Genomic DNA, 12,859 nt, shown 5'->3' on the forward strand with positions numbered 1-12,859 from the left:
CCGCGTCCTGAGATCCTGAATCACGAGATGACAGTATAAGTATTATCATGCTTCTAGTAAATCCGATGGGTTACCATCACCACGCTTTCCTCCGCTTCTAAAGCTATTAAGTTTTTTGGATCTAATAGGATGTTGTAACTTTCTTAAAGCTTTTGACTCGATTTGTCTTATACGTTCTCTAGTTACTTTAAATTGCTGCCCTACTTCTTCTAATGTATGGTCAGTATTCATACCTATACCGAAACGCATTCTAAGCACTCTTTCTTCACGAGGCGTAAGGGTTGCAAGTACTCTAGTGGTAACTTCTCGTAAATTTGACTGAATTGCCGCATCAATCGGTGCTACTGCATTCTTATCTTCGATAAAATCGCCTAATTGACCGCCATCACTATCATCACCTACGGGATTTTCAAGACTTATAGGTTCTTTAGCTATTTTCATAACTTTACGCACTTTATCAAGCGGCATTGAAAGACGGTTAGCGATTTCCGTTGCTGTTGGTTCGTATCCGAGTTCATTAAGCATTTGTCTTGAAGTACGTAGTATCTTATTAATTGTTTCAATCATATGCACAGGAATACGTATAGTCCTTGCTTGATCGGCAATAGCTCTTGTTATAGCTTGTCTAATCCACCACGTAGCATAGGTAGAGAATTTATAACCACGGCGATATTCAAATTTATCCACCGCTTTCATAAGTCCTATATTACCTTCTTGAATTAAATCTAAAAACTGCAATCCTCTATTAGCGTATTTTTTAGCGATAGATATAACTAAACGTAAATTCGCTTCTATCATATCTTTTTTTGCTTGTAGCGTTTGTCTCTCACTTTTTTGTATAGTATTCACTAGTTTTTTAAAATCATTAACTAAAAGACCGGTTTTAGATTCTATAACCGATAATTCAGTAATCATTTGATCTATATAATCCGATTCTTTAGTTATTAACTCTTTCCAAGCGACTTTTTTATTTTTCAGCATTTTTTCTTTCCATGCTGCATTGATAACTGATCCTATATATTCATCAAGGAAATTTTGGCGAGTTACTCCATATTTTTCAGCAAGTTTTAAAAAAGCTGTTTCTTTATTAATTAAATCACGATTTATTCCATACATCTTACCTAAAATTTCTTCTGTTCTTTTAGAATTAAAATGTATTTCCGAAACTTCATTTATTAATAATTCCAAATTATTATATTTTTTGCTATTTTGTAAAACCTTCGGCTCAAAAGATTTCTCATAACATTTTTTAGCTTCAATGAGTAGCTCTTCACAGATAAAAGAAATCTTTTTCATACGCTCTATAATATTAGGTAATATCTGCGTTTCTACTCTAGACATAGATAAGTGATTATCCTCATGCTCTTCTCCTTCGGTCTCACTACTATGTTCTTCATCATTTTCAGGTGTTTCGTCATGTAACATGTTAGCTTCTAAATCTATCAGATCACGTAGTAACATTTTTTCATTAACTAAATCTTCATACCATACTATAAAACAACGCATAGCAATAGGGCTTCTGCATAAGGAAGCAGTCATTGTTTTATGTCCTTCCTCAATCCTTTTTGCTATTTCTACTTCATTTTCACGAGTTAAAAGATCGACTCCCCCCATATCCTTAAGATATAATCTTACAGGATCATCGGTAGTACCTATATTTTCTTCTTCTACCTCATCCTCAGATTCATTATCAACATTGGTAGATAGCTTAAATTCTTCATCCATTCCGATATCAAGCTTAATTTCATCATCTTCATTAGATTCTAAAATATCTACCCCCGCATCGGAAAATTTTAATATAGCTTCCTCTAATTGTCTTATTGAAGGATTTTTATTAAGAGGAAGAGCGTTGTTTATATCATCATAAGTGACCGGTATCTTTTTAGATTTAGCTTTTTTAAGTAAACTATCTATTTTATCTAGATCATTATCTATATTGCTATTGCTCATTAAATACCTATATGCTTTTTTCTTTTAAAAGAAGTTTGAAATAATTAAGTTATCGTGTGATTAATAAAAGATTCGTTTAAAACTTGAAGTTCATTTGCAATCTTCAGAATTTCTTTTTTATATAGTAAAACTTTTTCAAAGTCATGATTGTCAGTGCTGTTTATGGTAATAGCGTATTCTTGTTGTAAATTTATTAGATAATATTTCTTATGTAGCCACTGCCATAATAAATTCAGTCTGATATTATTTTTATTAAATGAGATATCTAAAAACAAATTATCCGTTTTTGATAATAATAAAAAAATATCAAAAAAGCTAGTTTTTTCCACAATTGCAGTAATTTCACTTGCTTCTACGTTATTATCTATAATCTCGTTTAAATACCAATTACGGAATTCTTCAAGCGATTTATTATTAAAATTTAAATTTAAGATGAAATCTCTAATATCTTTTTCTTCAAGTATTACAGGAAATTTAACCAACAAAGCACAAAAAGCATGTTCTAGTATTTCGAGCTCCGAATAGCCGTGACTTAAAATTATAGGAGCCAAATTTGAGTTTTTAGTTGTAGCTTTCTTCTGCGTTGTGACTAAATTTTGCCATATTTGATCTTTAAAAAACCTATAATAACTTGCTTTTAAATTACTATCCGATATTTTACTGCAATAATTTTTTAAATTTTTTTCTAAATTAGCTTTTGCTTCCGCAGTTTTAAAACTCTTGCCGCTATACTCAATATGCCAAATCATTTCTGATAAGCTTATTCTTTTATCTATAAGCTTTGTAAAAAAATCAGCACCGTTTTTATTTACTGCATCGTCGGGATCAAGTCCGCTTGGTAACCTAATAAAAGAAATTTTCTTTTCACTATTAATAAGCGGTAATGCTAAGTTAATAGTTCTTATGCTAGCTTTTATGCCTGCATTATCTCCGTCAAGACATAATATAATTTCATCGCCAGCACGCCATAATTTATGCAAGTGATTCTCGGTAACGCTAGTACCGAGACTCGCAACCGTTTCACTAAAACCTGCTTGATGTAGTGCTATAACATCAAAATAACCTTCTACTAAAATCGAATGATTTTTTTTATAGCTACTGCTTATCGCTTTATGCTCACCGTATAGAGTTTCACTTTTTTGAAATACTGTAGTTTCAGGTGAATTTAAGTATTTAGGCAGCCCCTCCCCTAGTACTCTACCGCCAAAGCCTACAATTTTATTGTAAATATTTCTAATTGGAATAGTAATACGGTTAGAAAATAAATTATATATTTTACCGTTTTCTCGCTTGCCGATTAGCCCTGCTTTACCAAGCTTTATAATATCTATATTTTTATCGTGAAAAAATTTTTCAAATTTATTATTCTTTGGGGCAAAGCCTATTGAAAACTCTTTTACTGTTTCTTCGGTAATACCCCTTTCGTGTAGATAATGTAATATTTCAGGTGTTAATTGTGTCCTAAAAAACTTATTGGCGAGTTCTAAAATATTGAGAATTTCATCGGATTCTTCATAAAATTCTTTCTGTTTCGCAGTTAATTTCGGTATCTCTATACCGTAATCGGTTGCAAGCTTTATAGCAGACTCATTATAAGATAAACTGCTAATATTAGAAGTAAATTTTATAACGTCACCGGCTGCTTTACAACCAAAACAATAGAAAAATCTCTTACTATCACTAACCGTAAAAGATGGGGTCTTTTCTTGATGGAAGGGACATAAACCTACATAGTTACCGGATTTTCTAGTTAAAGCTACTTTTTGCCGCACTACATCCGATATGTTAATACGGTTTCTTAAGAACTCATAAAATTCCAGTGCAACTCTCATTATATTACAATATGTAGGAAAGAATAGCTGTAGAAAGACAATAAGAAAGTGGTATAGACAAATTATCGTTAATTCTTAAATTTTTTGAATAAAATTCAGCTACTGTAGCCCCTATGCAACTTATAATAATAATAAAAAAACTTGTATTATATCCTAAATAGAAATACACTAATATACTTATAAAAATTGCAGAAACTAAAAAGGTAATAGAACCGGCTATAGATTTACCGTTACCTAAACTATTTCCTATTTTAACGCCGACAAGAGCCGCTACACAATCTGAAATAATTAAAATTAACCACGAACAAATCACTAAATTTTTAGGAAAAAGAAGAGCAGTTAAGAAAAAACCGAGCATCATAAAGCTAACGCCGCTTAAAGCAAAAGAACCGTTATTTTCTTCAAGCCTTATAACTGTTGAAAAAAATCTAGTTACAAATCCGCTAATTTTTGCATTATTATGACGTGATACATCTAAATATAATGTAATAGCTGTTATTATAAATAATAATAACGTAATAGCGGTTCTTGGAGTAAATAAATAAAGCAGCGGAAATATTATAGCCGATAGGTGGAAAATTTTACGCTTTTTCTCAAAGTCAAAATCTTTAATTTCCATAAGATTACTAATTTGTCGCTATTGTTATATGAGGAATAATGCCAACATCATTGCGAGCAGTATTCAATGTCATTCTTGCTTTCGTTTCGCAGGAATGACATAACAGAATCTGTTTAGACAAGGACCACTTGCAGATATTTAGGCAATGCCCAATAATTAAAAAGGCTTATTTGACAAATTTCACTATTACAAATATACTTGCTAAAATCTATATTATTGAAAATAGTATACTAAAATTACTAAATCTATACAATATAATTATGAATACAAAATTTCCTATCACCGCTAAAGGTTTTGAAAAATTAGAACACGAGCTTAAACATTTAAAACATGTAGAACGTAAAAAAATTAGTGAAGATATAGCCGAAGCACGAGAACACGGCGATTTATCCGAGAATGCAGAATATGAAGCGGCACGTGAGAAACAAGCATTTATAGAAGGGCGTATTAAAGAGCTTGAAGATATGACGGCAAGAGCGGAGATTATTGATATTGGTAAATTATCGGGAGATAACATAAAATTCGGGGCTACGGTTACTTTGATCGACAACGATACTGAAGAAGAAGTAACATATATTATTGTAGGAGAATATGAAGCCGATATAACTAGAAAAAGAGTTTCAATCGCTTCTCCTATAGCAAAAGCTTTAATTAGAAAATCGGTAGGTGATTTTGTAGAAGTTACAACACCGAAAGGATCTAAATCATACGAAGTAGTTACCGTTGAATATAAAGAACTAGAACTTTAATTTGATTTTTTTGTCACTATAAACGTTAACCGTATGACTTGTCATGTCATCCCCACCTACGCGGGAACGACATCGAATAGGTTCTTCGATCTATGCAACAATCCTTACTCCTCGCAATAATGATTTGGGTATCAACAACGCAGATATGACATTATTAATTACTTCTTCTTAAACATCTCGAGCATTCTTTTTGTTACTATAAATCCACCGAAGATATTTATAGAAGCAAGCAGCGTTGCAAAATACCCTAGTAGACCGGGAAACCCAAAGGCAGAGCTACTTGCAGCAATCATAGAACTAAGAACTATAATACCTGAAATAGCGTTAGTAATAGACATAAGCGGAGTATGGAGTGCAGGCGTTACTTTCCACACAATATAATAGCCTACAAAAGAAGCTAATACAAAAATAGTTATAGCAAATATTAGCGGATCTATAGTACTTGTGTTTGTTTGCCAACCAGTATCTATTACCAAATCTTTTAATTTATCTGATAATTCTTGGGTATTATGGGCAATTTCAGCAGCCTGTTTAGCCATCGTCGGTATTTGATTCATATATTTAATTTCTCACTCACAATTTTTCCGTCTTTAGTAATCAACATCTCACGTACTAACGCATCATCCATGTTAAACTTACCGTCTTGCAATGCATAGGTTAGAAAATTATACAAATTCTTAGCATATAATTTTGAACTGTCGGTAGCAACTTTAGTAACAAGGTTTGATAAACCTATTATGGTAACTCCATGCTTAGTAACAATCTTATTCGGTTCTGAACCTTCCACGTTCCCACCTGTACTAGTCGCTATATCAACAATCACTGAGCCACGCTTCATAGATTCTAGCATTTTTTCCGTAACAAGCAGAGGTGCTTTTTTTCCTGGAATTTGTGCAGTAGTAATAACTATGTCATATCCTTTAATAATTTTTGCTAAAAACTCTTCTTGTTTAGCTTTATAATCTTCCGAACTCTCGTGAGCATAGCCTGATTTATCTTGTAAATCCTCCTGTAATGCCAGTGAAACAAACTTAGCTCCTAAGCTTTCTACTTGCTCTTTGGTAGCAACTCTTACATCATATCCTGCAACAATGCTACCAAGCCTTTTTGCCGTTGCAATAGCTTGAAGACCGGCAACACCGATACCAAGCACTAAAGTTTTACACGGTGAAATCGTCCCTGCTGCAGTTATCATCATAGGAAAAACCCTTGTGTAATGATAACTTGCTTCAATTACCGCTCTATAGCCTACTAAGTTACTTTGAGAAGATAAAGCGTCCATATTTTGAGCTTTAGTAATTCTCGGCACAAACTCCATAGCAAAAGTCGTAAGGTTTTTTTTAGCTGCCACTTTTATATATTCATGATTTAAATAAGGCGATAATAATCCTACAATAATTGCTCCTTTTTTTGCAAGTTCAAGCTCACTATATTTATCCGTAACGGACGAAGGTTGCACCTTTAATATAATATCAGCATCAGAAATAATTTCGAGTGGTACCGAAGATATTTTAGCACCTAGAGCAACATATTCTTCATCAAGAAAACCGGCATGAAGCCCTATATCTTTTTCTACCATAACCGCATAGCCTTTTTTGACTAGCAATCCTGCTACTTCAGGCGTTATAACGGCTCGTGTTTCATGCTTGGCTTTTTCTTTTAAAGCAACGATTTTCATAAATACTAATTATATTTTGCATTAACTGAATACATAAGGTATTTTAAACATAATTTAAAATATAAAACAACGAAAATGAAAAAAATATTTTTTCTAATCATTATTTATCTTTTTGTGAATTCAAGCTTCGCATTTGGGGCAGATGATAAAACAGCTATTTCGGAGCTAAAAACTTATCTACATACGATAAAATCGGTTGCGATAGATTTTACTCAAAAAGATTCGTACGGTAAAATAGTTAAAGGAAAATTACTGATCCATAAACCTTATAATTTTAGATGTAATTATTATCCTCCTTTCCCTTTAGTTATAATAGGTACTAAAAATTTCGTATCGATGTATGATTACGATATGGAGCAAGTAAGTCGTATTAATAGAAGCGAAAATACATTTAATTTTTTATTAGAAGATAATGGGCATTTCGACAAGGATTTTGTTTTTGAATCAGTAATTAACGAAAGAAATATTTCTAAAATTACTATCTATCATACTCTAACGGAAAAACGTAGCGAAATTACTTTTAATAAAACTACTCAACAAATTGAAGCATTAAAAATATTTGAAGATAATAATATAGTCACTATTACTTTTGATAAAATAGCTCAAGTACAAAAATTTTCCGATGATTTGTTTAAATTAAAAAACCCTGAAATATTCGGTCCTCCTGCAAGATTAACAAAATCGGAAATAGAAAAAAAATATATTGTTTCTTGAAAATAAACAGGTTATGTTAATTATGCTAGTAGTGGGCATTGTACCTGTTTAGTCGGTCAGGTCTGAAAGGAAGCAGCCAGAATGGGATGCAATGGGTCATTACTAGCATTATTCTAATTTTAATGTCATTTCTATAGCAAGACGGCTCGTTTTATGTCATTCCCGCGAAAGCAGGAATTCAGTAAAACATATAAAAAATAAATTTTTATATGTTTATTTTACAAAATACGTATTTTGTAGCAATTTAAGGTTATTTTCTCTAGATTCCCGCTTTCTCGCGGGAATGACATGGAACCATGCAATAAAGCCAGTTTTCTGCTAAAATAACATAAAAAGTCTTATAACTATAGTGCTAGATATAAATTCATCAAATCAATATATTCCTTTTGCAAGGAAATATCGTCCTAGTAACTTTGCCGAACTTCATGGGCAAGAGGTATTAGTCAAAGTTTTAAGCTATACTATTTTAAACGATAGGCTTGCCGGAAGCTATCTTTTAACAGGTATTAGAGGAGTCGGTAAAACTACTTCCGCCCGAATTATTGCTAAAGCCGTAAACTGTTCTGCTTTAATTACCGAAAATATGACTATTAAAACATGTGAAGAATGTACGAATTGCATCAGCTTTAATAATCATAATCACCCTGATATAATCGAAATTGATGCGGCAAGTAAAACTAGCGTAGATGATATACGTAGAATTATAGAATCCGCCGAGTATAAGCCCCTACAAGGTAAGCATAAAATCTTCATTATTGATGAGGTACATATGCTCTCTAAAGGGGCATTTAATGCACTTCTTAAGACACTGGAAGAACCGCCACCTCATATAATGTTTATCTTTGCAACGACGGAAGTACAAAAGATACCTGCAACTATTATCTCAAGATGTCAACGTTATGATTTAAGACGGTTAAGTTTTGAAGAGATTTTTAAGCTACTTGAATATATAACTAAGCAAGAAAATTTAAAAACCGATATAGAAGCACTAAGAATTATAGCTTACAAATCGGAAGGGTCGGCACGTGATGCAGTCTCTATTTTAGATCAAGCAGCTAGTATGTCGGCGAAATCTGACAATATAATTAGTCCTCAAGTAATTAATCAAATGCTTGGGCTTGTCGATAGTTCGGTTATAATAGAATTTGTCGAATGTATTATCCACAGAGAGACGGAAAAAGCTATAAATTTAATAAATAAACTTTACGGTTCTTCGGTTAATCTTGAAATTTTTATAGAATCGGCATCAGATTTTATTGCTTATCTTAATAAAGTAAAAATGTTACCTAATTATAGTTTGCCTATATATGAATCATTTAATGATAGAACTAAAAGTATATTAGATAAAACCAGCTTGCCACACTTATCAATCTTATGGCAAATATATAATAAGGGAGTAGGGGAAATAAAAATTTCCTATAACCAACTAACAGAAACAGAAATGTTAGTTATAAAATCTATATATTCAACGTCGCTACCCTTGTTTACAGATTTTGACGGTAATAATCAAAATTTAAATCAATCAATTAATCCGGAAATAAAAAAAAAATTTGAAATTGTAGATTTTCTTGAATATTTATATAAAAATAATGAGATAGATATATATTATTTCCTGCTCAATCATACGGAACTTAAAAATCTCAGTAATAATAGATTAGAGTTCGTAAGTCTTGAAGTTACAAGCAAAATAAAAAGACAAATAGAAGATTTGTTAGCTGCTTTTACTAATGAAAAGTTTGAGATAGTAATAATAAAAGAACAGAACAAGCAAACCTTAAAGAATCAGTTAATTGGTAAGATTGAAGCAAGTAACGATTTTGGTTTAATTAAAAAACATTTCCCAAATATAACAATTTCGGATATTTTACTTAAAAGCTAAAAATATATAGGATAGAATTATGGTAAATTTTAATCAGTTTTTAAAGCAAGCCCAATCAATGCAAAAGAAAATGCAAGAAGCTCAAGAGCAAATGGCAAATGCAAGATATACCGGTAAAGCCGGCGGCGGACTTGTTGAGGTTATTGCAACCGGTAAAGGCGAAGTTGACAAGATTTCAATTGATGAATCTTTATTAAAAGCAGAAGAAAAAGAAATGCTTGAGGATTTAATTAAAGTTGCCTTTAATGATGCTCAACAAAAATGTGATGAAGATTCTCAAAATTCTTTATCAGGAGCTTTAAACGGTATGAGCTTACCACCAGGCTTTAAAATGCCGTTTTAACACGGCTCTTATGTCATTCTTACAAAGATCGTGTTGAGTGGATACAAGTCGTTATTGCACGCGAACATTAGTGAGCGTGGCAATCTCAGGAATTCTTCCCAAGATTGTAAATTTCCTCACAATGACGGAAAAACTGCTCCACGCAACAACGTCTTTAGTCACTTAGCTCATGACGATTTGGTATCCATATTTATTCACAAAATATCATCACAATAGGATGTATCGTTAAGCTCTGTTTGTGCTATCTCAGGCAAAAGTTGTCATCATTATATATTTCTTTATATTTCAATAGCGTTTTATCCCTAAGAGAAGGGATAATCATATCGTTTAGTTTATCTAATTTTTCTTTTTCTGTTAGCTCTTTTTTACCGGTTTCTAAAAAACTTTTCAAATTACGAGCATCTTGTAGATAAAGTTTAACAACATCAATATTATAATTAGTATCCAAAAGTTTTATTTCCAAGCTATAAATTCTATTAATTTTTCAAATGAAAATTTCTACTAAACCTTCCATTTCTACATTCTTCTGCCAATTTATGAAAATCATCTTCACAATTTACGTCATCAGGATTAGTCTCTGTCTTAAGTAGTATTTAAATTATATTTTCTTTACTTAGAATAGAAGCTATATGTAGAGGTGTATCATCGTGTTCATTTAGTGGTACTGCTGCAAACTCATTAGAAACAGCTATCTTATTATTGACAAGTTCTTTGATCTTGTCTTCATTGTAAATAGCATTAAACAAATTGATTTCGTCATATTTAGATTTATACATAAAACCTCTTTTATTTAAAACAGGCATGTTAGCACTTTTTGATATAAAAATCAAAAAATAATTAACAATTTAACTATTTATTAAAAAGGAAATTTGTAAAAAATATTTCCAAAGCGGTGTATAGAAAGGAATTTAAAGGATACACAGAAGCATTTGCCGCTGCAGCATATATAGAAATACGTGAAGATTAGGGATGATGATCGACATACAAATTGCCTTTAGAAGCAAGTTATGCAGGAAGTCTAATAACTCAAGATCAATAAATCCTTATCAACCCTGAAACCTTTGAAACGCTCAAGTAGCGACATACCAAGAAGCGAAATATCAAGGTCACCAAGACCTACATGTCCTTTGATGTTCTTAAATTCCGTACCGATTACTACACTATTTAAGGTTATAGGGGCGGCTTTATTTTCACCGTTAGCTGTTAGATAAGTTCTAGTATATTTTAATTTAGTTAAGTCAAAGCCTAATTTTTGAGCATCTTCTTTAGTTAAAGCTATATCACTTGCCCCTGTATCTACCATAAATTTTATTTTAACGTTATTTACAAAAGCATTGATATAAAAATGCCCATCTCTGCTACGGGCTATAATAATTTCTCCGACTTCAGTAGACCATTTATATGATGGAATTAAAGCAGACATTACTCTATGATAAGCGTAGTTCAGCTCAAACCTAAAAGCATAACCAGTTATTATAACTAAGAAAATTACTGCCCATATTGCTAATTGCAAACAAAATCTGCGTATTTCATTCTGGCTAATAGTACTGTAGTAAATTATACTAAATAATATTAATAATGACGCACAAAAACTCCCTATATTTTGTGGTGCTTTAAAAAATTTTGGATAATGTTGATTGATATATTTGTATAATAAACCTGTTACAATTACAGTGCTGCAAATGATAAAAATAAGTTTTATAAGTTTTTTATTCATATAATATACTACAAGTAAATAAAGAATAGATATACGAAGTTCTATCTGAGTATACAATTTTAATCTATATAATCAAACCAAAGTCCCAGCCCATTTTTAAGTGGAAAACTACCTTCCTGGTTCACTAGAATAATAATTCTAAGTTCTTCTGACGGTATGAAGCCAATAAAAGAATTAATACCATTAATTTATAGCCTGAGTGAAAAATTAAATCCTTATTTGAGCGTCCTTTTACTTTAAGAATACACCATCCAAGAGCATAATATGACTCAATCATTTTTTGATCAATAGGCCAAATCAGTTGCCATTTAAATCCAAAAACATCTTTGTTTGATTTTACTCTTTTATACATACGATCTAAAGTACTTTTAGCAATAATATTCGGTTTATAACCAAAACTAAGTGTGAATATTTCAATCATTCCATCTATCGATGCAAAAATACCGGCAGATGTAGGTACCGTTTTAAAGCTTCTTCAAGTAAACTAAAAACTATGTTACTATACTTTACTTATAGCATTGCCCGGGTTTACAACTAGCTTGTTGTTTTTTTAGCAACACTAAAAGCTTTGAGCGATTCATTCCTTGCTCAATTTCAATATTTCCTGAGAATTTGATAACCTGTTGTATGGCTTAAAATATTATTAAGACTAATAGCATTTTTTAGGTATAATAATTTGAATTTAATCTCAACTTTCTTGATCTACCATTAATGCAATTGCCGTTGCTGAAACAGCTTTTGAAACTGATGCTAAAGGAAATAAAGTTTCTATTACCTTTCTGATTTCTAAACGTTGTTTTATAAATAACTTCACCTTTGTATAAAATTGCAATTGCTTCTCCTTGTAATTCTTCTTTTTGCAATTCAAGCTTTTTAGTTTTTGCGGTAATTCTACTCGTATCTGTGCCAAAACTGTACAATGTGATAATAGTAACATTATACTAAAAAATAGGATAAACTGTTTACTCATATGGCGATATTATTTATTGATTCTATGTCATTCTTACGAAAGCAGGAATCCAGCTTTCTAAACAAATTATATACTAAATTTTCATATGATTTTTTTATTTTTACCATTTTTTACTAGATTCCCGCTTTCACGGGAATGACAAAAGCTACTTTTAACCACTATTGCCTTTTCTTTATCTTTTAATCTAATAGTAGCAAGCTCTAATAAATATTTGTCATCTAAAGCTTCAATAATTTGCTCATATAAATTCAGCCGGAATTAGATAAGCAGTCGGTTTATTATGATTTAATAAGGCAACAGGCGCACCACTTGCCTTATCCAATAATGCAGTAGGGCTTTTTTTAAATTCTGATATACTAACTGCTAGATTTGCATAAATATGTTCCATTATTGATTCCAAGTAAACGA

At 31.5% G+C, this 12,859-nt stretch carries 14 protein-coding genes, 1 other RNA gene and 1 pseudogene; 5 read left to right on the forward strand and 11 right to left on the reverse strand.

Going from position 1 to position 12,859, the window contains the following annotated elements; genetic code table 11:
* Positions 1–45: 45 nt before the first annotated feature.
* From rpoD to QUD19_RS01970, 3 genes are read right to left on the reverse strand one after another with little or no spacing between them, the layout of a single operon-like run.
* Entirely contained in the window at positions 46–1,950 is a 1,905-nt protein-coding gene (rpoD, locus tag QUD19_RS01960; RefSeq protein ID WP_498808392.1) for an RNA polymerase sigma factor RpoD, read from the reverse strand.
* 44 nt (positions 1,951–1,994) lie between these two features.
* Positions 1,995–3,782: a DNA primase gene (dnaG, locus tag QUD19_RS01965; RefSeq protein WP_498808393.1), complete on the reverse strand. Its 1,788-nt coding sequence runs from the start codon at positions 3,780–3,782 to the stop codon at positions 1,995–1,997.
* Positions 3,783–3,786: 4 nt separating this feature from the next.
* On the reverse strand, positions 3,787–4,401 hold the full coding sequence (locus QUD19_RS01970; protein WP_498808394.1) for a diacylglycerol/polyprenol kinase family protein: 615 nt from the start codon (positions 4,399–4,401) through the stop codon (positions 3,787–3,789).
* A 260-nt stretch (positions 4,402–4,661) separates the two neighbouring features.
* On the opposite strand from QUD19_RS01970, the gene greA reads away from it, so the two are divergent.
* A complete protein-coding gene (greA, locus tag QUD19_RS01975) occupies positions 4,662–5,150 on the forward strand; it encodes a transcription elongation factor GreA (protein WP_392506907.1) in 489 nt (162 codons plus the stop codon).
* A gap of 158 nt (positions 5,151–5,308) precedes the next feature.
* Here greA and QUD19_RS01980 read toward each other — a convergent pair whose 3' ends face one another.
* A complete protein-coding gene (locus QUD19_RS01980) occupies positions 5,309–5,707 on the reverse strand; it encodes an NAD(P) transhydrogenase subunit alpha part 2 (protein ID WP_498808395.1) in 399 nt (132 codons plus the stop codon).
* Complete coding sequence (locus QUD19_RS01985; protein ID WP_498808397.1) at positions 5,704–6,828, reverse strand: NAD(P) transhydrogenase subunit alpha; 1,125 nt, start codon at positions 6,826–6,828, stop codon at positions 5,704–5,706. Before QUD19_RS01985 ends, QUD19_RS01980 begins: the two co-directional genes overlap by 4 nt.
* A gap of 75 nt (positions 6,829–6,903) precedes the next feature.
* Between QUD19_RS01985 and QUD19_RS01990 the strand changes: the two genes are divergently transcribed.
* From QUD19_RS01990 to QUD19_RS02005, 4 genes are all read left to right on the forward strand, one after another.
* A complete protein-coding gene (locus QUD19_RS01990) occupies positions 6,904–7,542 on the forward strand; it encodes an outer-membrane lipoprotein carrier protein LolA (protein WP_498808398.1) in 639 nt (212 codons plus the stop codon).
* Positions 7,543–7,562: 20 nt separating this feature from the next.
* Positions 7,563–7,656, forward strand: an RNA gene (gene ffs, locus QUD19_RS01995) — signal recognition particle sRNA small type.
* Between the two features lie 235 nt (positions 7,657–7,891).
* Positions 7,892–9,421 (forward strand): DNA polymerase III subunit gamma/tau, encoded by a 1,530-nt coding sequence (gene dnaX / locus QUD19_RS02000; protein ID WP_498808399.1) that lies wholly within the window; start codon positions 7,892–7,894, stop codon positions 9,419–9,421.
* A 19-nt stretch (positions 9,422–9,440) separates the two neighbouring features.
* Positions 9,441–9,764 (forward strand): YbaB/EbfC family nucleoid-associated protein, encoded by a 324-nt coding sequence (locus tag QUD19_RS02005; RefSeq protein ID WP_498808400.1) that lies wholly within the window; start codon positions 9,441–9,443, stop codon positions 9,762–9,764.
* Positions 9,765–10,005: 241 nt separating this feature from the next.
* Here the strand turns inward: QUD19_RS02005 and QUD19_RS02010 are convergent, their stop codons facing one another.
* The 6 genes and pseudogenes from QUD19_RS02010 to QUD19_RS02035 form a co-directional block, all read right to left on the reverse strand.
* Positions 10,006–10,212 (reverse strand): hypothetical protein, encoded by a 207-nt coding sequence (locus tag QUD19_RS02010; protein ID WP_498808401.1) that lies wholly within the window; start codon positions 10,210–10,212, stop codon positions 10,006–10,008.
* A 145-nt stretch (positions 10,213–10,357) separates the two neighbouring features.
* The gene (locus QUD19_RS02015) at positions 10,358–10,567 is read right to left on the reverse strand and encodes a hypothetical protein (RefSeq protein ID WP_498808402.1); all 210 of its coding nucleotides are present in this window, start codon (positions 10,565–10,567) and stop codon (positions 10,358–10,360) included.
* Between the two features lie 215 nt (positions 10,568–10,782).
* Positions 10,783–11,481: an aspartic protease APRc gene (locus QUD19_RS02020; RefSeq protein WP_498808403.1), complete on the reverse strand. Its 699-nt coding sequence runs from the start codon at positions 11,479–11,481 to the stop codon at positions 10,783–10,785.
* 124 nt (positions 11,482–11,605) lie between these two features.
* Positions 11,606–11,902 carry a hypothetical protein gene (locus tag QUD19_RS02025; RefSeq protein WP_498808405.1) on the reverse strand — a complete coding sequence of 99 codons (297 nt, stop codon included), beginning with the start codon at positions 11,900–11,902 and terminating at the stop codon, positions 11,606–11,608.
* Between the two features lie 267 nt (positions 11,903–12,169).
* Complete coding sequence (locus QUD19_RS02030; RefSeq protein ID WP_498808406.1) at positions 12,170–12,451, reverse strand: serine hydrolase; 282 nt, start codon at positions 12,449–12,451, stop codon at positions 12,170–12,172.
* 81 nt (positions 12,452–12,532) lie between these two features.
* Positions 12,533–12,839: pseudogene (locus QUD19_RS02035) on the reverse strand (type II toxin-antitoxin system Phd/YefM family antitoxin).
* Positions 12,840–12,859 lie beyond the last annotated feature (20 nt).

Source organism: Candidatus Rickettsia kotlanii, assembly GCA_030295365.1.
GTDB classification, from domain to species: domain Bacteria; phylum Pseudomonadota; class Alphaproteobacteria; order Rickettsiales; family Rickettsiaceae; genus Rickettsia; species Rickettsia kotlanii.